The sequence below is a fragment of the Sorangium sp. So ce117 genome (assembly GCF_051524395.1).
Classification (GTDB): Bacteria; Myxococcota_A; Polyangia; order Polyangiales; family Polyangiaceae; genus Sorangium; species Sorangium cellulosum_B.
The window spans coordinates 5,434,114-5,457,754 of record NZ_CP150309.1; the positions used below are offsets into that span (position 1 = coordinate 5,434,114).

The following is a 23,641-nucleotide window of genomic DNA, read 5'->3' on the forward strand; positions in this document are numbered from 1 at the left end:
ACCCGTCACGGCCGGTCGAGGGTGACGACAGGCGACGTCCACGTCTCCCAGTGCGCCTCGTTGTCCGGATCGCCGAGCGCCCGGAGCGCGCGGAGCTTGATCAGGTAATCCCCGTCCGGGACGACGGTGTGCCTCCCGTCGAGCTTCGTCGTGCCCTTCCATCCATACCGCGTGACCGCCGTCGCGGACGCGCTCTGACCGACGTGGGACAGCATCAGCGCGCGCCCCCACGGCTTCGCCGTGGCGGCGTCGACGATGTCCAGCGTCAGGAGCTCCGCGCCGTGATCGAGGTGGACGACCACATACGGCGTGTCGTCCGACGCCAGCGTGTAGACCGCGCCGCGCGGCTGCTGGGTCAGGCGCGTCCCGCTCAGCTTGCCGAGCCACGGAGCCCCGAAACCCGACGGCTTGAGGAGGGGCAGGCTCTGGTAGTCGCCCTTGAAGCCCGCATACGGCACCCGCAGCAGGCCGTCGGCCGCGCCGCCCCGCGGCGTGAACACGAGGTAGCCGCCGAACAGGCCGCCTTCCGCGAGCGCGTCGCTCGCCGTGACGGTGACGGAGACGGTCGCGCTCCCGGCCGCGGGCACCGTCACGCTCGCGGCGCTGAAATCGACGCGCGCGGCGCCGGTCGTGGCGCTCGCCGGCGCCCAGTGGTCGCCCCCGGTCGCGCACGCCGCGGGCGCGTGCGACAGGTCGTAGGTGACCTCGTGCCCGCTCGAGTTCTCGAGCGTCAGCGTGCGCGCGGCAGGGCCGGCCTCGCTCTCTCCCAGCGAGAGCTTTCCGGGGCTGATCACGGTGGTCGCGCGGATCGCCCGGTCGACGCGGATCACCCCTGCGCCCTGCCGATGCGCGCTCTCCGGCACGCCGACGCCGAGATCGCCGCTCCACGGCGCGGGGACCGCGGTGTTCTGGAGGACGTCGCGCACGCGCGCCGCGGACAGCTCCGGGCGCGCGGCGAGCAGGAGCGCGACGGCCCCGGCCACGTGCGGCGCCGCCATCGACGTCCCGCTGAGCGTGTCGTACGAACCTTGCTCGATCGGCACCGTCGAGTAGATCGTGCCGCCGGGCGCGGCGAGATCAGGCTTGAAGGACAGCGCCGCGCTCAGGCCGTGCGAGCTGAAGCGGGAGACGAGGCCCGCGGTGCTGTTCCGCGCGGCCACGGCCCGGTGGGTCCAGCTGTGGGTCACGGGCCCCGCGTCGAGGCGCGCGTTGAGCAGCTCGCCGTCGGCCTGCGCGATCCCCACGACCGGGATGGTGATCGGAGGGTCGCCCTCCACGGAGGGGCTCATCGCCCCGGACCGGTCGTTGTAGAACAGGACGCCTACGGCGCCCGCGGCCTGCGCGTGCGCGGCCTTCTGGTGGAACGAGCAGCCGCCGCGCCGGACGAGCGTGATCTGGCGCGCGAGGCTGCCGGCGGGGAGCTCGGCGCACGCGTCGCGGGCGCTGGTGGTCGTCCCCGTGCGCGCGAGGGCGGCGCTCCCCGAGAGCGGCGCGGGCGGGCTCCCGGCGCCGCGGGTGTAGCCGATCACGGCGTTGCCCGGCGCGACGGTGAACGACAGGGTGGTGACGCGCGTGCTGTCGACGGACGCGGTGCCGATGACCGCCTCACCCACGCCGGGCGCGCCCGCGGCCCAGAGCCCCTTCTCGCCGCTGTTGCCGATCGACGCGACGACCACGACGCCGCGCCCGACGAGCGCGCTCGCCGCCGTCGCCGTCGGATAGTCAGGCCACTGGAACGGCGTTCCGATGCTGATGTTGATGACGTGCATGCCGTCGCTGGCAGCCCGCTCCATCGCCTTGAGGATGATGTCGGCGCGCGAGCCGCCGCGGCAGCCGAACACGCGGTAAGCGCCGAAGGTCACGTCCGGGGCCACGCCCTGCACGACCCCGTTCGCCCCGATGATGCCGGCGACGTGCGTGCCATGGCCCAGGCAATCGTCCGGCTCTCCGTCGGGCACGGGCGGCTTGGTCGCGTCACCGGCGACGAAATCGTCGCCGACGAAATCGTATCCAAACGCCACGCGGCAGCCCGGGCCGAAGCAGCCTCCGAGATCAGGGTGATGGTAGTCGACGCCGCTGTCGATCACGCCGACGCGGATGTCCTCGCCGGTCACGCCGAGCTCTCGGCGCACGACGTCCGCGCCCGACATCTCGCCTGCGACGGCGAGGTCCGGGTCGACCGTCGGCGCGGCGCGCGTGGTGTCGACCTCCACTGGCACCACCGGGTAGACGGCCTTGACCCCGGGCATGTCCACGAGCGCAGCCGAGCTCTCCTGCGCGACCCGGACGGAGAGGCCGTTCCAGAGCTCCTCGAACGAGAATCGTTGTTTGTACCGGAGCCCGCGGGCCGCGGCAGCTCGCCGGAAGAGCTCCCGCTCCTCCTCGACAAGGCCCTTGACGCGCGCGCCCCCGCTGCCCCTCGCGGCCGGCGCTCGCTCGAACTCCACGAACCAGAGCTCCGTGGCCTCCTCCGGCGCGAACGTCGCTTCGCCTGGCGCCGAGTCGTCCGGAGGGACAGTGTCCTTGCCCGCCTCCTTGTCTCCAGTCTCTCCGCTGCACCCTGAAATGGCGAACCAGAGAGATGCCAGAACGAGCCGACAACCACCGCACCTCACACGCCCCTTCCCGCGCGCTCCCATCATCGATTCAGCTATGTTCGATGACGCGAATCGGTCAAGCGCGAGCGGCGCGAGAACGGAGGGCGGCGCGCGCCACGGACCGTCATTGTCGCAGACCATGGAAGAGTGGTTGTTTCAGAGCAGCCGCCCTTTCGGGTCGGGCGTAACGAGAGCTGCGCTGTGCGGCCCTGCCACGCGCGACGGAGCGCGGAGGCGCGGTGGCGCGACGACCACGGAGCCCAGGGCGCCATGAGAGGCGCCCTCGAGAGATCGTTATCTCGCGATGTCGTCGCTGTCCTGCCATGCCGCGGCGTACGAGCTCGTCGCGCTCAGGACGCCGCCTCGGCCTCCGGCGGCGCGGGGACGGCCCCGGACGTTGCCGGTCCTCGAGCGCTCGACTAGCGTGGCGCGGCTCTCCGGCGCGGGCGGCGCCGGGGCTCGGATGCACGATGACGGTCCTCGAGCGCGCCTTGTTCTCCTTGCACCATCGCCTGGTCCACGTGCCGCGCGTGGGCCGCGTCGCGCGGGCGCTCGCCGCGCAGGTGGGCCCTGCGGCGTCGCTGCTCGACGTGGGCGCGGGCGACGGCACGGTCGCGCTGGAGGTCGCGCGCCTGGTCGGGGCGCTCCGCGTCGTCGGCGTGGACGTGAAGACGCGTCCCGGGGCGGCGCTGCCGGTCATCGGCTATGACGGCGAGCGCCTCCCCTTCCCCGACGCGGCGTTCGAGGCGGTGCTCCTCTCGGACGTGCTGCACCACGCCGCGCGCCCCGGCGCGCTGCTCGCCGAGGCGCTCCGGGTCGCGTCGCGCGTCGTCGCGCTCAAGGATCACTTCCGGTTCGGCCCGGTCTCGGAGCGCGTGCTGCTCTGGATGGATCTCGCCGGCAACGCCGCGCCCGGCGTCGAGGTGCGGGGCACGTACTTCACGCCGGGCGAGCTCGTCGCGCTCGTGCGCGGCGCGGGCGGCCGCATCACCGGCCTCGAGTGGCCGCTCCGGATCCACGACCTGCCGTTCCGCCTCGTGACCCAGGATCGGCTCCAGTTCGCGGCGCGGATCGAGCGCCTGGCCGCGGAGATCACCGGAACCGCGGGAGACGCGCGATGACGGAGCTCAGGTCGTTCGTCGTCGGCGGCGCCGGGTTCATCGGGAGCCACCTTACCGATCGCCTGGTCGAGCGCGGCCCCGTGACGATCTACGATAACCTCTCTGTCGGGCGCCGCGCGTTCGTGGCGTCGCACCTCGCCTCCGGGCGCGCGACGCTCGTCGAGGCCGACGCCCTCGATCTGGAGCGGCTCATCGAGGCCATGGCGGGCCACGACCTCGTCGTGCACCTCGCGGCGAACCCCGAGGCGCGCTGGGGGCTCGCGCGGACGCGGCTCGACCTCGATCAGGGCACCATCGCGACGTACAACGTGCTCGAGGCGATGCGGCGGACGGCCGTCAGCCGGCTGATCTTCTCGTCCTCCGGGACGGTCTACGGCGACACCGCGCGTCGGTGCGCGGAGGGCGATCTCGGCGCCTTGCCCATCTCGCTCTACGGCGCGAGCAAGCTCGCGGGCGAGGCGCTCATCAGCGCCTACGTCGAGTGCTTCGGCCTCACGGCGTGGATCTACCGCTTCGGTAACGTCGTCGGGCCGCGCGGGACGCACGGCGCGACGCTCGATTTCCTGAAGAAGCTGCGCGATCGGCGGACGGAGCTCGAGGTGCTCGGCGACGGGCGCCAGTCGAAGCCGTACCTCGATGTCCGGGACTGCGCGGAGGGGATCCTGTTCGGCTTCGACCAGGCCAGGGAGCGGCTCAACATCCACAACCTCGCGCCCGAGGACGCGACGAGCGTCTCGCGCATCGCGGAGCTGTGCGTGGCGGCGTCGCCCTATCCGGACGCGGTGATCCGGTATCAGGGAGGCGAGCGCGGCTGGCCTGGCGACGTGCCGCGATCGCGGATGGATCCTGGCAAGCTGGCGGCGCTGGGCTTCCGCGTGCGCCACACGAGCGACGAGGCGGTCCGGATGGCGGTGGAGGCGCTGGCGAGCGAGGTGTTCGGGGGCGAGCTGGCGCGACGAGCGCAGTGAGCGCGCCGTCGACGCGGCCGCCGCCGCTTGGGTCGGCCGCGGTGGTAGAGTCCGCGCATGTCTGAGCTCACCCTCTACCTCGGGAACAGGACCTATTCATCGTGGTCGCTCCGGGCCTGGCTCGTCCTGAAGCAAGCTGGCGCCGATTTCGAAGAGGTGGTGATCCCTCTCCAGGCGCCCGGCACGCGCACGCTGGAGATCCAGCGTTACTCTCCGTCGGGCAAGGTGCCGGCCTTGCAGCACGGGGCGCTCACGATCTGGGAGTCGCTCGCGATCGCCGAGTACGCGGCGGAGCTCTTCCCCGCGGCGAAGCTCTGGCCGGAGGCGCGCGACGCGCGCGCCGTCGCGCGATCCGTGAGCGCCGAGATGGCGAGCAGCTTCACCGCGCTCCGCACCGCGCTGCCGATGAACGTGCGGCGGAAGATCCAGGGCGTGGCGCTCACCGACGCGGCGTCGCAGGACATCGCGCGCGTCCAGGCGATATGGAGCGACTGCCGATCGCGCTTTGGCCAGGGAGGCGAGTTCCTGTTCGGGCGCTTCAGCGTGGCGGACGCCATGTACGCGCCGGTCGCGACGCGGTTCGACACGTACGGCGTCGAGCTCGACGCGGTCTCCCGGCGCTACGTGGCGTCGATCCTCGCGCTGCCCGCGATGCAGGCGTGGATCGCGAAGGCCAGGGAGGAGCCGCACATCATCGAGGCGTACGAGGCCATCGGCGTCGTGGGCGTGTAGCTCGTAACCAGGTAGGTAGAGGCGAGCGCGGCCCACGCCGCGCTCGGGATCACCGACGGCGCCGCACCGCGAGGCGACGGCCGGCGACGGAAAGCGCTAGACGGGGACATGCCGCACGAACTCGACCTCATCCTCACGATCACGGGCGGGCTCACCGGAGCCCTGGCGCTCGGCTTCGTCACCCAGCGCCTAAGGCTGTCCCCCATCGTGGGCTACCTGCTGGCCGGCATCCTCGTCGGCCCCTTCACCCCGGGGTTCGTGGCGGACAAGCGGCTCGCGGACCAGCTCGCGGAGATCGGGGTCATCCTGCTGATGTTCGGGGTCGGCCTGCAGTTCCACGTCCGCGAGCTGCTCGCCGTGCGCAAGGTCGCCGTGCCCGGCGCCCTCATCCAGATCGCGGTCGCCACGGCGCTCGGCGCCCTGGTCGGCCGCGCCGCGGGCTGGACGTGGGGCGCGGCGGTCGTCTTCGGCGTCGCCATCTCGGTGGCGAGCACCGTCGTGCTCACGCGGGTCCTCAGCGACAACGACGTCCTGCACACCCCCGCTGGCCACCTCGCCATCGGCTGGCTCGTGCTCGAGGACGTCTTCACCGTGCTGGTGCTCGTGCTGCTCCCCGCCGTGATGGGCGAAGCCGCGGGCGCGGGCGCGGCGGGCGTCGCCGTGTCCGTCGGGATCGCGGTCCTGAAGCTCTCCGGGCTCGTGGCGTTCATCTTCATCGTCGGACAGCGCTTCATCCCCGCGCTGCTGGGGTACGTGGCGAAGACCGGCTCGCGGGAGCTCTTCACGCTGACGGTGCTCGTCGTCGCGCTCGGCGTCGCCGTGGGCTCGGCCATGCTCTTCGGATCGTCGATGGCGCTCGGCGCCTTCCTCGGCGGCCTGGTCGTCGGCCAGTCCGACTTCAGCTCGCGCGCCGCGTCGGAGGCGCTCCCGATGCGCGACGCGTTCGCCGTGCTGTTCTTCGTCTCGGTGGGGATGCACCTCGACCCGGCGCAGCTCGCCGTGGGCTGGCAGCTGGCCGCGGCGACGCTCGCGGTGGTGCTGATCGGCAAGCCGCTCGCCGCGCTCGCGGTGACGGTGCTGCTCCGCCGCCCCCTCCCGACCGCCTTCGCCGTGGCCCTCTCGCTCGCGCAGATCGGGGAGTTCTCGTTCATCCTCGCGGCGCTCGGCAAGAAGCTCGGCGTCCTGCCGGTCGAGGCCGAGCAGACGCTCGTCGTCGCCGCCATCGTGTCGATCACGCTGAACCCGGTGCTCTTCGGCTTCCGCGATCGCCTCGCGCGATGGACGTCCGCGCTCTTCCACCAGCGCGACGCCGCCCTCGCGGAGGCCGAGGCCGCTTCGCTGGACGAGCACGCCCACCGCACCGTCGTGGTGGGCTACGGCCCTGTCGGGAAGACGCTGACGCGGCTGCTCCGTGAGAACGGCATCGCGCCGACCGTCGTCGAGCTGAACCTCGACACGGTGAAGCAGCTGCAGGACCAGGGCATCCGCGCGATCTACGGCGACGCCACGCAGCGGGAGATCCTCGAGCGGGCCGGGGTCGGGACGGCGGACAGCCTGCTGTTCACGGCGGCCGGCGCGCCCGGGGACGGGGTGATCGAGCAGGCGAAGGGCGTGAACCCGCGGCTGTTCGTCCTCGCCCGCGCCTTCTACCTGCGCGAGGTGACCGCGCTGAAGAAGGCGGGCGCGGACGTCGTGGTGACCGGCGAGGCGGAGGTCGCGTTCTCGATGACCGAGCGCCTCCTCGTGCGGCTGGGCGCGACGTCCGAGCAGCTCGAACGCGAGCGAGAGCGCGTCCGGAGCGAGCTCTTCGGCAGCGGCTCACCAGGGCCTCGCCCCGCGGTGCACGACGCCTGACCTCGCGGCGGGCATGCGCCGCGCCCCGCGGCCCCGGCGCTCCCGAGCGGGGCGCAGGTTCACTTCGACTTGCCGAGCCAGCTCACACCGCCCACGACCAGCGTGAGCCCGACGACCTGCTGCCACGTGGCCGGCTCGCCCAGGATGACCCAAGAGAAAGCGATCGTGAGCACCGGGCCCAGCGTCGAGAACGTCGCCGCGCGGCCCGCGCCGAGCCGCCGGATGGCGGCGGCGAGCAGCACGATGGGGAGCACCGTGCTGATCGTCGCCATCGCCGCCGCGTACCCCCACACCGACGCCGGGAGCTCGCCCAGCCTGACCGGGCTCCCCGCCGCCGCGTAGTGCGCGAGCACCATCAGGCAGGAGGCCGCCCCGCAGTACGCGGCGAGGCGCGTCGAGCCGACCCTGGAGGCGAGCTTGCCGACGCCGATGTAGTAGAGCGCGTAGGTCACCGAGCTCGCGAACACCCACGCTCCGCCGATGGCGACGGCCCGCACGTCCCCGGATTGCTCGAGATCGTGCCAGACGGCCGCCCCGAGCCCGAGATAACACACGGCGAGCGCTCCCCAGGCCTTCCCGTGCACTGGCTGCTTCAGCCACACCGCGCCGATCAGGAGGACGAGCGTCGGATACACGAACAGGATCAGCCGCTCGAGGCCGGTGCTGATGTACGTGAGCCCGATGAAGTCGAACAGGCTGGAGAGGTAATATCCGATGAACCCGACGATCAGCACACCTCCCCAGAGGCGAGGCGTCAGCGGCCCTTCGGCCGCGCCGCTCTCCCTCCGGGCGAGCCACAGGAAGAACGGCAGCGCGATGCCCATCCGCAGCGCGAGCAGCGTCACCGCGTCGACGGGGTGCGCGGCGTAGGCGAGCTTCACGAAGATCGCCTTGAGCGCGAATGTCGCCGCCGAGAGGATGGCGAACGTCCGGCCGTCGTCGAGGAGGCCAGCCCGGATCTCGCCCGTCAACGCGCCCACGCCCTCGTGAGGGGACATCCCATCTGCTTCTCTGCTCTTCACCAGGCTCGCTCCACCAGGGGACCGGACATCGTCGCCGACAGCCCGCCTCCGGGCCGGCGCGCTCCTCCGGCGGGAGGCGCGCCGGCATTGCGCGCAGGAGCGCGCGTTTGCCACCGCACGAGGCTGCCTCGAAGTGAGGCGGGCACATTTCAGGTAGAGGACGATCTCCCGCTTGGGTAGCGGTCTCGACCTCTCGGGCGTCGGCCTCTGGGGACGCCAGATCGCGCCGCGCTCCCCGGGAGCCTTGGGCTAAGCTCCCCGTCTCCCATGACGTCTCCTGCTGGCCCAGGCACCGCCGCGCGCGCTCACGGCGGCGGCGCGCTCGCCTCGTCCGGCGCGCCGCCCGCGCCACCCGTGAAGCGGCCGCGGGCGCCGATCCCGCAGGAGCCCTCCGGCGTCCACCAGCTAGGCGGCTCGTTCCTCCAGATCGCCGCCACGGTGGGCGGCATGGCGGTGCTCGCGGGCAAGATCGCGGCGCGCGTGGCCACGCTCCGCGTCGACGGCGCCGAGTTCATGCGCAACCTCTACAGGATGGGCGTCAAGTCGATGCCCATCGTCGTCGTGACCGCCCTCTTCACCGGCGCGATCATGGTCATCCAGGCGGCGCCGCTGGTCGAGCGCTTCGGCGCGCACGGCCTGCTCGGCTGGGGCGCCGGCTTCGGCACGCTCCGCGAGATCGCCCCGCTGCTCACGGCGCTCATGATCAACGGCCGCGTCGGCGCCAACAACACCGCCGAGCTAGGCACCATGGTCGTCACCGAGCAGATCGACGCCCTCCGCGTCCTCGCGATTGACCCGGTGAGCTTCCTCATCGCCCCGCGCTTCCTCGCGATGGTGCTGACGCTGCTCCTCTCGGTGATCTTCGCCGACGCGCTCGCCCTGCTCGGCGCCGCGCTGACCGGCGACCTCCTCCTCGGCGTCGCCCCGGCCGTCTTCTACAACGGCCTCACGAGCGGGCTCCTCGACATCGGCGACGTCATGAGCGGCCTCGTCAAGAGCGTCGTCTTCGGCGTCGTGCTCGCGCTCTCGAGCTGCCAGTACGGCCTCGGCGTGACCGGCGGCGCGCCCGGCGTCGGCCGCGCCGTCAACGCGACCGTCGTCGCCTCGGCCGCCGGCATCTTCATCCTCGACTACTTCGTCTCGTTCACGCTCGACTGATCGGCGGCGCCGCGCATGCCTTCCCCGGACAAGAGCTCCTCCGATCGCCCGAGCGCCGGCCCGCCCTCGAGCGAGCTCAGGGATGTCGCGCCGGAGGCGTCCGGCGTCGCCGCGATCGGCGCCGCCGCGCTGTCCCTCTTCCAGTCGGCGCGCGAGCTCTACTCGGTATTTGTGAGGACGCTTTACTACTGCGCGAAGGGGCGCCGCGAGCCGGGTGCGGTGCTCCAGCAGATGTACGAGATCGGCAACAAATCGCTGTTCTTCCTGACGGTCGTGATGGGCTTCATCGGGATGATCATGGTCTTCCAGGCCGGCCAGCAGGCGAAGCGGGTCATCCCGGATCTGACCATGCTCGGCGCGACGTACCTCGAGCTGCTCGTCCGCGATCTCGCCGCGTCGATCGCCGCGCTGATGCTCGCCACGCGGGTCGGCGCGGGCATCGCCGCCGAGATCGGCTCGATGGTGGTGACCGAGCAGGTCGACGCGCTCCGCATGTGCGCGGCCGATCCGATCGACTACCTCATCAAGCCGCGGTTCATCGCGAGCCTCCTCATGACCACGTGCCTCATCGTCTGGAGCGCCGCGGTCTCCTTCACCACCGGCATGGTCACCGCGTACAGCATGTTCGATGTGAGCCCCGAGACGTTCATGAACGTCAGCCTCGTCGACGCGGGTGATCTCGCGACCGGCCTCGCGAAGTGCGTGGCCTACGGCGCCGCGATCCCGGTGGTCTCGGGCCACTCCGGGCTGTCGACCTTCGGCGGCAGCGAGGGCGTGGGCTGGGCGACGACGCGCGCGGTCGTGAACTCCTCGCTCGCGGTCATCGTGCTCAACATGCTGATCTCGGCGGCCGCTTTCCTGATCTTCCGCTAGGCGGGCGGCCCCGCCGCGCCGCGCCGGCGCCTCACTCGATCGGCCCCTCGGCGCTACCGGTGATGAACTGCTGCACGACCGGATCCGGCGACCCCTGGAATGCCGCGCGATCCCCGAGCAGGCGCACCAGACCTTGATAGAGCATGACGATGCGGTCGGCGATCGTGAAGATGCTCACGAGGTCGTGGCTCACGACGATGCTCGTCACGCCAAGCGTGTCGCTGAGCTCGCGGATCAGCTTGTCGACGCGCCGCGCGCTCACCGGATCGAGGCTCGTGGTCGGCTCGTCGAAGAGCACGTAGCGCGGGTCGAGCGTGAGCGCGCGGGCGATGGCGACGCGCTTGCGCATCCCGTCGCCGAGCTCCGGCGGGAAGCGGTCCCCGAACTCGCGCATATGCACCTGCTCGAGCCGCCGCCGCGCCTCCGCGAGCGCCTCCTTCGGCCTGAGCCCCTTGTGCTTGCGGAGCGGGAGCGCGACGTTCTCGGCGCACGTCATCGAGTCGAACAGCGTCGAGTGCTGGAACACCATCGCGCACTTCATCCTCACCGGGTACATCCGGGCCTCGTCGAAGCGGCTCACCTCCTCTCCGTCCAGCCAGATCTCCCCGCCGTCCGGATAGAGCAACCCCACGAGGTGCTTGATGAGCACGCTCTTCCCGACCCCCGACTGCCCGATGATGAAGAACACCTCGCCGTCCTCGACGTCGAACGAGACATCCTTGAGGACATCTTTGGGGCCAAAGGATTTTCGGACATTTCGGAACGAAATCATCGGGACCTGGCAATTCCGGGAAGAAGCGAGAGAAGAGGCGAGAAGCGCGGTTGCGTCAAAGCAATGGCTGCGCGAAGCGTCACGCCGTCCGCTGGAATATCGCGCTGCGGCACGTGGATCCTGGCCTATTTCCCTCACCCGGCCGCCGCCAGATCGGAGAAGATAACGAACTCATGGCAAGCCCGCGATCGATCGAGGTCAAGGTCGGGATCCTCATCCTGACGGCGCTCGGGCTCCTCGCCACGTTCATCCTCGTGATGGGCGGGGTCAACTTCCAGCCGAAGTACTCGATCTACGTCGAGTTCGACAACCCGGGCGGCCTCCAGACCGGGGCGCCGGTGAAGATCGCCGGCGTGGAGGTCGGCAAGCTGAGCGAGATCCACTTCAGCGGCGGCAAGCTCGGCAAGGACGGCAAGCGCGAGCCGCTCGTGCGGATCCAGGTGCGCCTCGAGGAACGCTACCAGCAGAGCATCCACGACAACGCCACGTTCTACGTCACCACGCAGGGCGTGCTCGGCGAGCAGTTCCTCGCGATCGAGCCCGGCTCGACCGATCGGCCGGTGATCCCGCCGAACGCCGTCGTCCGGGGGCTCGATCCGCCGCGCCTCGACATGCTGCTCGCCGAGGGCTACGAGCTCCTGCACGCGACGGTCTCGGCGATGCGCGAGCACCGCGAGGAGGTCGGGGAGGCGTTCGACGGGCTCCGGAAGACGCTGAAGGGCACCGGCGACTTCATGCACCGAAACCAGGATCGGCTCGATCGCATCGCCGAGAACGTCGAGCAGATGAGCGTCGACGGCACCGATCTCGTGAAGGACGCCCGGCAGCGGTACGTGAACAACCCGCAGATCGACCGCATCCTCGCGAATACCGATCAGCTGACCGGGACGGCCGCGCGCGATCTGCCGCCGCTCATGGCGGACGCGCGCGAGACGCTGGCGAACGCGCGCCGCCTCTCGACGACCGTGGGCGGCGAGACCGAGCAGGTCAAGATCAGGAAGACGCTCGACGACATCGCCGAGATCGCGGGCAGGGCGAGGGCTGCGACCGCCGACGCCCAGGCGGTCCTCGCCCACGTGAAGCGCGGCAAGGGGACGGTCGGCGCGCTCGTGATGGATGAGCAGCTGTTCGACGACCTGCAGGAGCTCGCGCGAGACCTCAAGCACAACCCCTGGAAGTTCTTCTGGCGCGAGTGATCGGCGCCGCGCGCGTCCTGCGAGGGCGCGCGACCGCGCCCCGCGCGCCGGGCCGATGACCCGGGCGTGAGCGCGATGTACGTCCGTGGGCCGTCGGGTCCCCGCCGGCCCTGACGGCCGCTCAGGCCAGCTTGACCAGCGGGGCGCCTTCCGTGACGGCGGCCCCCTCGGTGACGAGGATCTCCTCGACCGTCCCCGCTTCCTCGGCCTCGACGGGCATCTCCATCTTCATGGACTCGAGGATGACGACGACGGTCCCCTCTTCGACCTTGTCGCCCGGCTTGACCTCGATCTTCCAGACCGTACCGGTGATGTGCGCCTTGATGACGTTCGCCATGGGCGCGCGACGCTACCGGAGAGCCACCGAGAATCCAACGGGGCCGTGGTGAGCGACGGGTGCCCGTCCTCGGGCGGTCCCTTCTCCATCATGCCCTGGGCGCCCTCCGCGACGGACCAGTTCGTCCGGCGACGGCGCAAGCGCGCGCTGACAACCGGGGGGAACGGAGGTGAACCAAGGAGGACCAAGGAGAACCGAGGGCGCGCGAGCTGACCGAGGTGACCGAGGTGACCGAGGTGAACACGTGGAGGTGAGGTGGAAGGGACGGAGCGCAACGATTTCCGCTGGTACCTGCGGTGCACCACGGCGATACTCTGGCTGGCGGCTCCGCGGCGCCTCGACATCACGAGGGTCGTGGCGTTCGCGAATAATTGCGTCAAAGCCGCTCTGCGGGTCAGAATCGTCCTGCTCGGTGGCCCTCCGAGGGCGACCTGCAGGTCCCCGCACCGCCCCTTGGTAGCCAAACCGCACGCGCTCGATTGAAGGAGCCACGAGGTCATGTCGGAACAGAAGGAAAGCTCGGTCCTGTTCTCGCTCAAGGAGCTGATGAACCTCGAGGAGGATCGCATCAAGAGCGAAGAGGCCCAGAAGGCCGCCGCCGCCGCCGCCGCCGAGAAGGCGCGCGTCGAGGCGGAGCGCGCCGCGCGCGATGCCGAGGAGCAGCGCATCCGCACCGAGGAGGAGCGCCGTCGCAACGAGGAGCGCCGGTCCCGCGAGGAGGCGGCGCGGCTCGAGGCGATCCGGCAGGCCGAGATCGAGAAGGCGCGCGTCGAGGCCGAGCAGAAGGCGCGGCTCGAGGCGATGGCCGCGCAGCAGCACCACGAGCGTTCGCTCGCGGCGCTGCAGCAGGACGAAGGAAAGAAGAAGCTGCGCAAGCTCCTCATCGGCGGCGCCATCGCCAGCGTGCTGGTGATCGGCATCGTCACGGTCGTCGCCGTCGACTCGGCGCAGAAGAACGAGGCGCGCATCCAGGCCGAGGCCGCGAGGGCCCGCGAGCTCGAGGAGGCGAACAAGCGCCTCGAGGCGCAGTTCAAGGAGTCCGAGGGCAAGATGGCCGGGCTGCGCGATCAGCTCGCGACCGCCAAGGACGAGGCGACGCGCCTCGCCCTGCAGAAGCAGCTCGAGGCCGAGCAGCAGAAGCAGGAGCAGCTGCGCCGCGGCGGCGGCGGACGCCCGGCCGCAGGCGGCGCGCCGGCGAGCGGCGGCGGCGCCAAGGCGCCCTGCAACTGCGCCCCTGGCGATCCGCTCTGCAGCTGCCTCTGACGCGGAACGGGGTCCCTGAATGGCCAACTTCAGCTCCGTCAGGCAGAGAACGAGCCTCGGCAGCGGCTCGCTCGACGAGGCGCGCCGCAGGCTCGTCTTCCCGCTCGACTACGCGAACCTCGACGACGCCAGGGCGGCGGCGACCCGCATCGCCCCCTCGATCGGCGTGCTCAAGGTCGGTCTGGAGCTGTTCGTCCGCGAGGGACCGAAGGCGGTCGAGATCGGCAAGTCGCTCGGGCTCGACGTCTTCCTCGATCTGAAGCTGCACGACATCCCCGAGACGGTGGCGCGGGCGGTGGCGGGCGCCGCCGCGCTCGGGGTCCGGTACCTGACGGTGCACGCGGCAGGCGGCGCCGAGATGCTGAGGCGCGCGGCCAACGAGGCGGCGCGCTCCCAGGACATGATCCTGCTCGCCGTCACCGTGCTCACGTCGCTCGACGACGGCGATCTCGCCGCGCAGGGCGTGCAGGGGAGCGCGTCCGAGCACGTGGTCCGGCTGGCGCAGCTCGCGCGCGGCGCGGGCGTCCACGGGTTCGTCGCCTCGCCGCACGAGGTCCCCGCGCTGCGGGAGGCGCTCGGGCGGGGCGAGCTCATCGTGACGCCGGGCATCCGCCTCGGTGCAGGCGAAGGCAGCGCACAAGGCGATGATCAGAAGCGCATCGCCACCCCCTCGGCCGCTATCTCGGCCGGCGCAGATCTCCTCGTGATCGGCCGGCCGATCCGCGACGCGGCCGATCCGCTCGCCACGGCGCGCTCGATCGTCCAGGAGATCGCGCACACGCTCCACCCTCCGCGCCCGTGAGCCGCCTCGTTTACGGTCTCCAGCCGGTTCGTGAGGCGATCCGCGCGCACGGCGCGCGCGTCGGGTGGGTCCTCGTCCAGCGCGACGGCGGCCCGAAGCTCGACGCGCTCGCGCGCCTCGCGGAGGGCCAGGGCATCCCGACCGAGCGCGCGCCTCGCAACGAGCTCGATCGCCGCAGCGCCGGCGGGCGCCACCAGGGGGCCGTGGCCTCGGCGCCCGAGCTCCAGATCGTCGGTGTCGACGAGATCCCGGTCGTCGAGGAGGGCCAGCCCGGCGCCGGCACGATCACGGTGGCGCTCGACGGCGTCATGGACCCGCAGAACTTCGGCGCGGTGATCCGCAGCGCCGTCGCCCTGGGCGCCCGGGCCATCCTGTGGCCCGAGCACAGCTCGGCGCCGCTCACCCCGGCGACCTTCCGTGCGTCCGCGGGCGCGATTGAGCACGCGAGGCTGTGCCGCGTCCCCTCCTTACCCGACGCCCTCGAGGCGCTCGCCGCCCGAGGCGTCGCCGCGATAGCGCTCGACGCCCAGGGTCCGGTGGAGCTCGGCGAGCTGCCCCTGACCGGCCCTGTCGCGATCGTCATCGGCGCCGAGGACAAAGGCACACGCCGCTCGGTCCGCCGCGCCTGCCAGCACGTCGCCCGGCTCCCCATGACCGGCCCCATCGCCTCGCTGAACGCCTCGGTCGCAGGGGCGATCGCGCTCTACGAAGTCGTCCGGCAGCGCCGCGCATCGAGCGCATAGCCGGACAGCGCGCTCGGCCTCTCGCGGCGCGCCTCCAGGTCCCGGTCACCAGCGCGCTCGCGCGCCGCGACGTGACCTGGCAGCAGCACCGCACGTCGAGCGCGAGCTCATCCGAGAGCTGGCCTGGACGGCCCTCGATCGATGCGTCCGGAGCCGGCGTGTTCGCGCGCCGCGAGGTCGCCGGGCAGCGCCGCGGGCCGACTCCTTACATCAAGAAAATTGACAACAATTTCGAATGGATACAAGCAAAACATGAAGCGAAGTCGAGCATCTCGCCGAACGCTGAACAGGCTCACAGCGAGATGACCGATTCGATCCATTCAATGGATCGACCTAAAGAATCCACAGCCCCCTCAAAAAGCTCAATCACTGCGAAGAGATACCCCTGTGGACTCACCCTTCTCTGCGCGCTAATCCCGAATGGCTCGAGGGATGGTTCAAGAATCGACGGGTTCCCGGTAAGCGACGGGATCGGCTCAGCTTCCGGCTCGAAGCGATCGCAGGCGGGAGAGCACGCGGGCCACGCGGCGCGTGGCCTCGATGAGGTCGGCCTCGGCCGTGTCCTCGCCGATCGAGAAGCGCACGGCGGACGCCGCTCGCTCTGGCCCGAGCATCGCCGTGAGGACCGGGGAAGGCTCGGCGGTCCCGGCGCTGCAGGCCGATCCGCTGGACACGGCGACCCCCTCCAGGTCGAGCGCGGCGCAGAGCTCGTCGCCGCGCCAGCCGGGCCAGGAGAGGTTCGTGATGTGGGCGGCGCGGTCGCCGTCTCCGTTGCGGATCGGCGCGGCGCCCGCCGCGCGCCCGATCTCGACGAGCTCGGCCTCGAGGCGATCGCGGAGCGGTGCGAGCGCTGCGTAGCGGGCAGGACCTCCGATTGCGCGCCGGGCGGCCACGGCGAAGCCGGCCGCGGCGAGCGGGTCCTGCGTCCCGGGCCGCAACCCGCGCTCCTGGGCGCCTCCGAGCAGGACGGGCCGGAGGCGGATACCCGGCCGGAACGCGAGGGCGCCGATCCCCTTCGGCCCGCGGATCTTGTGGGCCGCGATCGACGCGAGATCCGCCCCGGCCCACGCCTCCGGCGGGAGGCGTCCCACCGCCTGGACGGCGTCCACATGGAGGCGCGCCCCGCGGGCGTGGACGATCGCCGCCGCCTCGGCGATCGGCTGGATGATCCCCGTCTCGTGGTTCACCGCCTGGAGGCTCACGAGCCGCACGGGCGCGACGGCCGCCGCTCGATCCACGGCGGCCGCGATCGCCTCCGGCGCGACGCGGCCGGACGGCTCGGGATCGATCCACGCGACGTGCACGCCGCGGCCGGCGAGCGCCTCGGCGGCGCGGGTCACCGACGGGTGCTCGATCCGCGAGACGACGAGCGCCCCGGATCGCTCGTCGAACGCGTGGCAGAGCGCGAGGTTGTTGGCCTCGGTGCCGCCCGAGGTGAGGATCACGTCGCGCGCGTCGAAGCCCGTCAGCCGGGCGACCGCCTCCCGCGCCTGCTCGATGAACGCGCGCGCCCGACGCCCGGGTCCGTGCACGCTCGCGGGGTTGGCCCAGGCCACCTCCGCCGCGGACTGCATCGCGGCCAGGACCTCGGGGTGCGGCGGCGTCGTGGCGTTCCAGTCGAGGTAGATGGCGCGAGCGGCCGGGTGCATCAGATGGACGAGGGATCGGTGGGAGGCGACGAGGGCGGGCCGAGCCGCCCGGGGGAGCTGCCATCGTCCTGGAAGGGCGCTCGCCGGGCGACCGTCAGGTAGAACGCGGCCCCGGTCAGCGTCTCTCCCTCGATGATCTCGTTGCCGGGAGACGCGACGCGCACGTCGCCGCCGAGCCCCCGGGCGGTGCGCCGCGCGATCGCGAGCCCGACGCCGACGCCGCCGTAGGCGCGCGTGGCCGAGCCGTCGACCTGATAGAACGGCTCGAAGATGCGCGACTGGCGGTCCGCCTTGACCCCGGGCCCGCTGTCGGCGACGCAGAGCTCGTAGTGCCCCGACTGGAGCACGGTGACCCGCACGCCCGCGGTGCCGCCCGCCGGCGTGAACTTCGCCGCGTTCTCGAACAGCTGGATCATCGCCCGCTGCAGGCGGCCTGCGTCGCCCCACGCGGGGAGCGGGCCGCGCGGCAGATCCTCGACGAGCTGGACCTTCCCCTCGGCGAAGCGGTCGGCGACCTGGGCGAGGGCGCGCCGGGTGGTGTCGAGGAAATCGTACTCGGAGTGCATGAAGCGCATCCGGCCCGTCTCGATGCCGGTGACATCGAGGAGGTTGTCGATGAGCGAGCGGAGCCTGCGGACGCAGTCCTCCATCGCGAGGAGCGCCTTCTTCTGCGCCTTGTTGAGCGGGCCGAGCTCCTCGTCGGCGAGCAGCTTCACGTACCCGACGATCGGGGTCATCGGGGTCGCGAGCTCGTGGGAGATGTTGCGGTAGAACTCGGTGCGCGCAGCGTCGAGCTCGCGGAGCCGGGCGTTGGCGCGCGAGAGCTCGGCCACCTTCTGCTCCAGGTGGGCGACGATGCGCTGGCTCTGCTCGCGCAGCCGGAGCGGCCCCTGGGACGCGGGGAGCTCCTCGCGCGCGCCGCTGAGGTAGCGGGCGATGATCGACGGGAAGGAGCGCGCGTCGATCGGCTTCTGGAGGAAGCCGTCACAGCCGACGGCGAGGCTCGTGTCCCGGTCGCCCTCCGCGGTGATCGCCACGATGGGGACGCCGGCGAGCGACGCCTCGCCGCGCAGGCGCAGGGTGACCTCGAATCCATCGAGGCCGGGGATGTTCAGGTCGACGAGGACGAGGTCGGGGTGCTGCGTACAGGCGAGACGTACCCCTTCGAGCCCGTCGGCGGCCTCTAGGACTTCGTAGCCCGCGTTCTGGAGCAGCTTGCGGACGAGCAGGCGGTTCGCGGGATCGTCCTCGATGTGAAGGATCTTCGACATGGGCTCTGCGGGCGCATAGTAGTCGCGATCGTGGGGGTTCAGGCACGTTCTGCGCGAACTTCCACTGCCTGGCCAGGCTGCGCAGGCGCGTCCAGCGCCGGGGTCGTCCGCTCGGAGCGCTCGTTTGCGGTGCGGGTTGCCTGGCTCGCGCCGAGCGGGTTGCCTGGCTCGCGCCGAGCGGGTTGCCTGGCTCGCGCCGAGCGGGTTGCCTGGCTCGCGCCGAGCGGGTTGCCTGGCTCGCGCCGAGCGGGTTGCCTGGCTCGCGCCGAGCGGGTTGCCTGGCTCGCGCCGAGCGGGTTGCCTGGCTCGCGCCGAGCGGGTTGCCTGGCTCGCGCCGAGCGGGTTGACGGAGCGACAGCGTCCCTTCAATACGGGGGCCGCCATGCTCGGCCCTTCCAGGTTCCACCGCGCCGCTGTCACGACGGCGCGCTGCCTTCCCTTCCCCGGGCGCTCCCGATGACGACCGCGCACCAGCAAGAGAGCGAGGCCGCCGTCGCAGACGCCGGGGGTGGAGAGACCGCCAGCCTCCCGCTGCCGGACGCGCCGCGCAGCGCGGGCGACCCCCCGGCGAGCGCGGGAAGAGCAGCACGCGCGCTGCCCGCGCGCCTCGCCTATGCGCTCGCGGCCCTCAGCGGGCTCTTCTACTTTCTCGGGTTTCCTGGGATGGATCTCTGGCCGATCTCGTTCTTCGGCCTCGTCCCGCTGATCGTCGCGCTGCGCGGACAGACGCCCGGACGCGCGGCGCTGCTCGGCTGGATCGCCGGCTTCGTCATGACGATGACCGGCTTCTACTGGCTGCTCGAGATGCTGCGCGTGTTCAGCGGATTCCCCACGATCCTCTGCGCGCTCTTCATGGCCATCCTCTGCGGCTACCAGGCCGGGAGGATCGCCCTGTGCGGCTGGCTCTACGGGCGGGCCGAGGCGCGCGGATGGCCAGGCCCGGTGGCCTTCGCGCTCGCGTTCGTGACGAGCGAGCTCGTCTTTCCGCTGCTCTTCCCCTGGTACTACGGCGCGTCGGTCCACAACGCGCCGGTGATGGGCCAGGTCGCGGATCTCGGCGGCCCCTACCTCGTCGGCCTGGTGCTTGTCGCCGCGAACCTCGCGATCGCCGAGCTCGTGATGCTCCGGCTGGATCGCGCGAGCCCCGCGCCGGGCGAAGCCGGCCGCGACGCCGGCCCGCCGCGACGTGGTCGCCCGCTGAACCGCGCGGTCGTCGCGGTGGGGATCGCCGCCCCCGCGCTCGCCGCCGCGTATGGCGTCCTCAGGATCCGCGCCGTGGACGCGGCCGCCGCCGCGGCCGAGCCGATCAAGATCGGGATCGTCCAGCCGAATCTCGCGCTCTTCGACCGGCGCAACGCGCTCAAGATCCACGTGAGCCGGACCCGGGAGCTCGCGCAGCAGGGCGCGGAGCTCGTCGTGTGGAGCGAGGCGGGCGTGCCGCAAGCGTTCCGGGAGTCGGCCTACCAGCGCGAGGTCCAGCGGTCGCTCACGAGCCGCCTCGGCGTCCCCACGGTGGTCGGCACGGTCATCCACCGGCTACCGGCTGACCGGAACGAGCGCGGCGTGAGCTTCAACACGGCGCTCATGGCCGGCAAGGACGGCGAGATCCTCGGTCGATACGACAAGCAGTACCTGCTCGCGTTCGGCGAGTACCTCCCGTTCGGCGAGATGTTCCCGTACCTCTACAAGCTGTCGCCGAACTCGGGCCGCTTCAGCTCCGGCACGTCGCTCGCTCCGCTCGAGTGGGACGGGCACAGGCTCGCGGCGATGATCTGCTACGAGGACATCCTGCCGCACTTCGTGAACAAGCTGGTCGCCCAGGGCGACCCCGACCTCCTCGTCAACCTCACGAACGACGCCTGGTTCGGCGACTCGACGGAGCCGTGGATCCACCTCGCGCTCGCGAAGATGCGCTCGATCGAGCACCGCCGCTACCTCGTGCGCGCGACGAACAGCGGCGTCTCCGCGATCGTCGACCCGGTCGGGCGGGTCGTCACGCACAGCGACACGTTCAAGGAGCAGTCGCTCCTCGGCGAGGCCCGGTTCATGCGCGCGCAGACCGTCTACGGGACCGTGAAGGACATCCCGTGGTACGTCGCCGCGGCCGCGAGCGCCGCCATGGCGCTGTTCACGCGGCCGAAGCGCTGGCGGCTCGGGCGGGGCAAGGGCTGATCGGCGCGGCGCCGGGACGTGCTGCATCGCGGCCCTCGCCCGAGCTCACGCGCCACTGCCTCGCCAGTTCCCGGGGCGGCGACGGAGGTGCATGACTGCGAGCACGACGATGCGATCGGGCTCGACGGCGTAGAGCAGCCCGTAAGGAAATCGGTGGAGCAACATGCGCCGGATGCCGGGCTCGATCTCGAGGCCTTGCTCAGGCGCTTCGGCGATGCGGCTGAAGACCGTGAGCACCTGCGCCTCGAAGCGATCGGCGCCCCTCGGGTCGCGCGCCGCGTACCACAGGAACGCCTCATGGGCCTCGCGCTCTGCTTCGGTCGCGAGCACGACCGGACGGCGGGGCACCTCAGCCTCGCGTGAAGATGCGACCGTGGGCCTCTTCCCAGGGCACGGGCTTGGAGCGCCCCGCCCGGATGTCGTCGAGGCGCTCCCGGGCCTCCTCCGCCCATGCGCGCTCGACCTCTTCCGGTGACTCGTCGCCCACGCTCTCCAGCAGCCGCAGGGCGAGGACGCGCCGCTCGCTCTCGGGGAGCTTCATCGCCTCGTCGAGGATCTCTTCGGCCGGCAGACTCATGAGCCGCAGGGTAGCAGACCCGCCGGACGCGCAGCTCGGGCCAGATACCCGAGCAGGCGGACGCCCGAGTGCACACCCTCCAGCCATCCAATAGCTCGCGGGCATGGCAGAGACGCTGGTCCGCGCGTGGACCTGCTGGCGAGCGTCCCTTGCTCGCGGACGCGCACCCCTACAGCTTCATCGCCTTCTTGAAGCGCTTCGCGTCGGCGAACATGTCGACGTTCGTGAACACGTACGTCGCGTCGTCGTGCTTCGCGCCGCGCGCGATCTCCGCGAGCCGCTCGATCGCCGGATCCTCGTAGCGGGACTTGTGCCCCGCGGGACCGTGCAGGCGGTAGTAGGCCACCTTCAGCCGCGAGAGCCCCGCGTTCAGCGGATCGCGCGCGGCGAGCGCGCCGACCTCCTGGGTGAGCTCGTCGCACTCGTCCGGATCCCACCCGGGCGGAGGCTCGAAGACGACGCGCTCGAAGCGCTTCTTCACGTTGAGGAGGAATTCGCGCAGGATGGCCTTGTTCGCGCGCGTCGGCGTGAACTCCGGGGGGCCGACGAAGACGGCGAGCTTCGCCTCGAGCTCATCCGCGACCGCCTCGATGCTCTTGAGCGCCGTCTCGATCACCTTGCCGTCCCGAAAACCCTCCTGCCCGATCTCGCGCGGACCGAGGAGGGCGAAGCGAAAGCCGCCTGGAGCTTCGCGCCGCCAGCGCCGGATCGTTCCAGGTCCCGGGAGGGACACATGGGTCTCCTGCACCTCCACGAACATGAACTCGCGGAAATAGCGCGTCGCTGGGACGGGAAAACCGGCGCAGCCGACGGTAATCATCGCCCCCACCCTAGCCCACGCGCGCGCTGGCGAGAAGCCAGACCGATGGATTTCTCGATCGGCTCGCCTGGACGCCCAAACGACGCGGGGGCGTGAGGACGTGGTGGACGCAGTGCATGCCCGCTCACTCCTCCCTCCCCCTCGCGTCCCCCTCGCGCCGCGGCGCCGCTGGCTCAGAGCACGGGCGCGCAGGAGCGCCGTCGACCGCGCCCGCGCCAGCGGCTTGCCCGAACGGCAGCGCGAGCGCCGCGGCGCTGCGATCGACCTTGCGCTGCAGGCGGGCCCGGCGGCGGGCCTGCGCCGGCTCGGGCTCCGCGGTGCCCTGGTCGGCCAGCTCGAGGGCGCGGGCGAAGGAGCGCACGTGGTGCTCGTAGAGCTTCGCGAGCTCGAGGCGCACCGAGGGATCGTCGATCTCGGCCGCGAGGACCTCGTAGTCCGCGAGCGCCCGCGCCTTGTCCCCGCGCGCCTTCGCGATGTCGCCGCGCGCCCGCCGCGCGACCGCGCCGCCGCCGCGCTCGACGGCCGCGTCCGCGAGCTCGGCCGCGCGCTCGAGCGCGCCCGCCCGCCGCAGCGTCGCGGCCGCCCCGGCGAGATCGCCGGCGGCGAGGCTGCCGAGCGGCTCGCCGTAGAGGCCGACCAGCGCGACCATCGCGAGGACGTCGGCGGCGTTGTGCTCGACGACCCCGATCAGCGCCTCCTCGTCGCCGGTGCGCAGGAAGTGGGCGTAGCACGCGACGATCTCGCCACCGGGCACGTCCCCGACGCGCACCCGACCGAGCACGTCGTGCTCGAGGGCGATGAGGGTGCGGCTCTTCAGGCGGGCCTTGTGGATGCGGCGCGCAACGTGGACGAGATCGAGGTGCGGCAGCTCCGGCGGCGGCGGCAGGCGGTTCATCACGTAGCGCGTGCGCAGGAGCGGCATGTCGAACGCCTTGCCGTTGTACGTGACGATCATCGAGGCGCCGGCGAGGCGCTCGGCGAGGCGGCGCAGGATGGGCTCCTCCTCGCCGAGGCGGCGCAGGAGGAGCTGCTCCATGACGAAGCCGTCGGACGGAGGCTCGCCGAGCGGCCCCGCGCTGTCCGCCCCGGGGTCGAACCAGGCGAGGCCGATCAGGAACGGCACGGTGCCCGTGCCGCCCGCGAGGCCCGTGGTCTCCGTATCGAGGAACAGCGCCCGCCGCACGTCGCAGCCGGCGAGCCCCGGATCGAGCGAGAGGAGCGCGAGCATGGCCGGGTCGGCGTCGCGCGCGGCGACGAGCGGCGCGCGGCCGACGCGGGCCGCCGCGAGCGAGCGGGTGCGGCTCGCATAGAGCGGCCCCCCCGGCGTCTGCTCGACATGGAAGGGGAGCTCGCCGCGCGCGGGATCGGCCCTGGGGGTCGGCGGCGCGCCCCGGGCGACGATGCGGGAGATGCGCTCGCGCAGATCGTCGAGCGACGGTCGAGCGACGCCCGTCGAGGGCGATGCAGACGCCGCGGCCGGCGCCACCGCGGCCGGCGCCGCGTCGGTCGGAGCCGGCGCCGCGGCCGGCGGTGCGGGAGGAGCTTCGGAGGGGACGGCGCCGTCCACGGCGGGACCGCGATCGAGCGGCGCCAGCGCGGGGGCGAGCGGCGGAGCGCCGCGGCGCTCCGCCGGGAGCGGTCCGAGCCGCGCGAGCTTCGACTTGAACGACGTCATCGGCCGGTCGCGAGGTTTCCACACCGGGCACTGCGCATC

Annotated in this window: 21 protein-coding genes; 11 read left to right on the forward strand and 10 right to left on the reverse strand. The window is 72.0% G+C overall.

Translation table 11 applies throughout. The features are described from left to right. Nucleotides 1-5: 5 nt before the first annotated feature. Nucleotides 6-2,642, reverse strand: coding sequence for a S8 family serine peptidase (locus WMF46_RS20210; protein WP_437987101.1), 2,637 nt, complete (start codon nt 2,640-2,642; stop codon nt 6-8). Nucleotides 2,643-3,067: 425 nt separating this feature from the next. Here WMF46_RS20210 and WMF46_RS20215 point away from each other — a divergent pair, with 425 nt between their 5' ends. The 4 genes from WMF46_RS20215 (at nt 3,068) to WMF46_RS20230 (ending at nt 7,272) form a co-directional block, all read left to right on the forward strand. After that, entirely contained in the window at nt 3,068-3,718 is a 651-nt protein-coding gene (locus tag WMF46_RS20215; RefSeq protein ID WP_437987102.1) for a class I SAM-dependent methyltransferase, read from the forward strand. Continuing rightward, complete coding sequence (locus tag WMF46_RS20220; protein WP_437987103.1) at nt 3,715-4,686, forward strand: NAD-dependent epimerase/dehydratase family protein; 972 nt, start codon at nt 3,715-3,717, stop codon at nt 4,684-4,686. The genes WMF46_RS20215 and WMF46_RS20220 overlap by 4 nt, the downstream gene beginning before the upstream one ends. 57 nt (nt 4,687-4,743) lie before the next feature. Continuing rightward, nucleotides 4,744-5,418 (forward strand): glutathione S-transferase family protein, encoded by a 675-nt coding sequence (locus tag WMF46_RS20225; protein WP_437987104.1) that lies wholly within the window; start codon nt 4,744-4,746, stop codon nt 5,416-5,418. 108 nt (nt 5,419-5,526) lie between these two features. Beyond that, nucleotides 5,527-7,272 carry a cation:proton antiporter gene (locus WMF46_RS20230; RefSeq protein WP_437987105.1) on the forward strand — a complete coding sequence of 582 codons (1,746 nt, stop codon included), beginning with the start codon at nt 5,527-5,529 and terminating at the stop codon, nt 7,270-7,272. Between the two features lie 59 nt (nt 7,273-7,331). On the opposite strand, the gene WMF46_RS20235 is transcribed toward WMF46_RS20230, so the two are convergent. Beyond that, a complete protein-coding gene (locus tag WMF46_RS20235; protein ID WP_437987106.1) occupies nt 7,332-8,270 on the reverse strand; it encodes a DMT family transporter in 939 nt (312 codons plus the stop codon). 291 nt (nt 8,271-8,561) lie between these two features. Between WMF46_RS20235 and WMF46_RS20240 the strand changes: the two genes are divergently transcribed. Continuing rightward, nucleotides 8,562-9,452 carry an MlaE family ABC transporter permease gene (locus WMF46_RS20240; protein ID WP_437910183.1) on the forward strand — a complete coding sequence of 297 codons (891 nt, stop codon included), beginning with the start codon at nt 8,562-8,564 and terminating at the stop codon, nt 9,450-9,452. Nucleotides 9,453-9,467: 15 nt separating this feature from the next. Next, the gene (locus WMF46_RS20245) at nt 9,468-10,325 is read left to right on the forward strand and encodes an MlaE family ABC transporter permease (protein WP_437554072.1); all 858 of its coding nucleotides are present in this window, start codon (nt 9,468-9,470) and stop codon (nt 10,323-10,325) included. 31 nt (nt 10,326-10,356) lie between these two features. Here the strand turns inward: WMF46_RS20245 and WMF46_RS20250 are convergent, their stop codons facing one another. Next, nucleotides 10,357-11,097: an ABC transporter ATP-binding protein gene (locus WMF46_RS20250; protein ID WP_272099386.1), complete on the reverse strand. Its 741-nt coding sequence runs from the start codon at nt 11,095-11,097 to the stop codon at nt 10,357-10,359. Between the two features lie 173 nt (nt 11,098-11,270). On the opposite strand from WMF46_RS20250, the gene WMF46_RS20255 reads away from it, so the two are divergent. Further along, nucleotides 11,271-12,293 carry an MlaD family protein gene (locus tag WMF46_RS20255; RefSeq protein WP_437554075.1) on the forward strand — a complete coding sequence of 341 codons (1,023 nt, stop codon included), beginning with the start codon at nt 11,271-11,273 and terminating at the stop codon, nt 12,291-12,293. A gap of 121 nt (nt 12,294-12,414) precedes the next feature. Here the strand turns inward: WMF46_RS20255 and WMF46_RS20260 are convergent, their stop codons facing one another. Continuing rightward, a complete protein-coding gene (locus WMF46_RS20260; protein ID WP_437987107.1) occupies nt 12,415-12,630 on the reverse strand; it encodes an acetyl-CoA carboxylase biotin carboxyl carrier protein subunit in 216 nt (71 codons plus the stop codon). A 498-nt stretch (nt 12,631-13,128) separates the two neighbouring features. On the opposite strand from WMF46_RS20260, the gene WMF46_RS20265 reads away from it, so the two are divergent. The 3 genes from WMF46_RS20265 to rlmB are packed head-to-tail and all read left to right on the forward strand — an operon-like array spanning nt 13,129 to nt 15,438. Beyond that, nucleotides 13,129-13,893, forward strand: coding sequence for a hypothetical protein (locus WMF46_RS20265; protein ID WP_437554078.1), 765 nt, complete (start codon nt 13,129-13,131; stop codon nt 13,891-13,893). A 19-nt stretch (nt 13,894-13,912) separates the two neighbouring features. Further along, a complete protein-coding gene (gene pyrF / locus WMF46_RS20270) occupies nt 13,913-14,695 on the forward strand; it encodes an orotidine-5'-phosphate decarboxylase (protein ID WP_437987108.1) in 783 nt (260 codons plus the stop codon). Beyond that, the gene (gene rlmB, locus WMF46_RS20275; RefSeq protein ID WP_437554082.1) at nt 14,692-15,438 is read left to right on the forward strand and encodes a 23S rRNA (guanosine(2251)-2'-O)-methyltransferase RlmB; all 747 of its coding nucleotides are present in this window, start codon (nt 14,692-14,694) and stop codon (nt 15,436-15,438) included. Before pyrF ends, rlmB begins: the two co-directional genes overlap by 4 nt. Before the next feature lie 476 nt (nt 15,439-15,914). Here the strand turns inward: rlmB and WMF46_RS20280 are convergent, their stop codons facing one another. After that, a complete protein-coding gene (locus WMF46_RS20280) occupies nt 15,915-17,087 on the reverse strand; it encodes a cysteine desulfurase family protein (protein ID WP_437987109.1) in 1,173 nt (390 codons plus the stop codon). Then, nucleotides 17,087-18,358 carry a hybrid sensor histidine kinase/response regulator gene (locus WMF46_RS20285; protein WP_437554086.1) on the reverse strand — a complete coding sequence of 424 codons (1,272 nt, stop codon included), beginning with the start codon at nt 18,356-18,358 and terminating at the stop codon, nt 17,087-17,089. The genes WMF46_RS20280 and WMF46_RS20285 overlap by 1 nt, the downstream gene beginning before the upstream one ends. Nucleotides 18,359-18,814: 456 nt before the next feature. On the opposite strand from WMF46_RS20285, the gene lnt reads away from it, so the two are divergent. Then, the gene (lnt, locus tag WMF46_RS20290; RefSeq protein WP_437987110.1) at nt 18,815-20,530 is read left to right on the forward strand and encodes an apolipoprotein N-acyltransferase; all 1,716 of its coding nucleotides are present in this window, start codon (nt 18,815-18,817) and stop codon (nt 20,528-20,530) included. A 45-nt stretch (nt 20,531-20,575) separates the two neighbouring features. Here the strand turns inward: lnt and WMF46_RS20295 are convergent, their stop codons facing one another. From WMF46_RS20295 to WMF46_RS20310, 4 genes are all read right to left on the reverse strand, one after another. Further along, a complete protein-coding gene (locus tag WMF46_RS20295; protein WP_437987111.1) occupies nt 20,576-20,878 on the reverse strand; it encodes a type II toxin-antitoxin system RelE/ParE family toxin in 303 nt (100 codons plus the stop codon). 1 nt (nt 20,879) lies between these two features. Beyond that, on the reverse strand, nt 20,880-21,107 hold the full coding sequence (locus WMF46_RS20300; protein WP_437987112.1) for an addiction module protein: 228 nt from the start codon (nt 21,105-21,107) through the stop codon (nt 20,880-20,882). Nucleotides 21,108-21,276: 169 nt separating this feature from the next. Beyond that, the gene (locus WMF46_RS20305; RefSeq protein WP_437987113.1) at nt 21,277-21,927 is read right to left on the reverse strand and encodes a DUF72 domain-containing protein; all 651 of its coding nucleotides are present in this window, start codon (nt 21,925-21,927) and stop codon (nt 21,277-21,279) included. A gap of 124 nt (nt 21,928-22,051) precedes the next feature. Then, the gene (locus tag WMF46_RS20310; RefSeq protein ID WP_437987114.1) at nt 22,052-23,626 is read right to left on the reverse strand and encodes a ribonuclease H-like domain-containing protein; all 1,575 of its coding nucleotides are present in this window, start codon (nt 23,624-23,626) and stop codon (nt 22,052-22,054) included. Nucleotides 23,627-23,641: the final 15 nt, after the last annotated feature.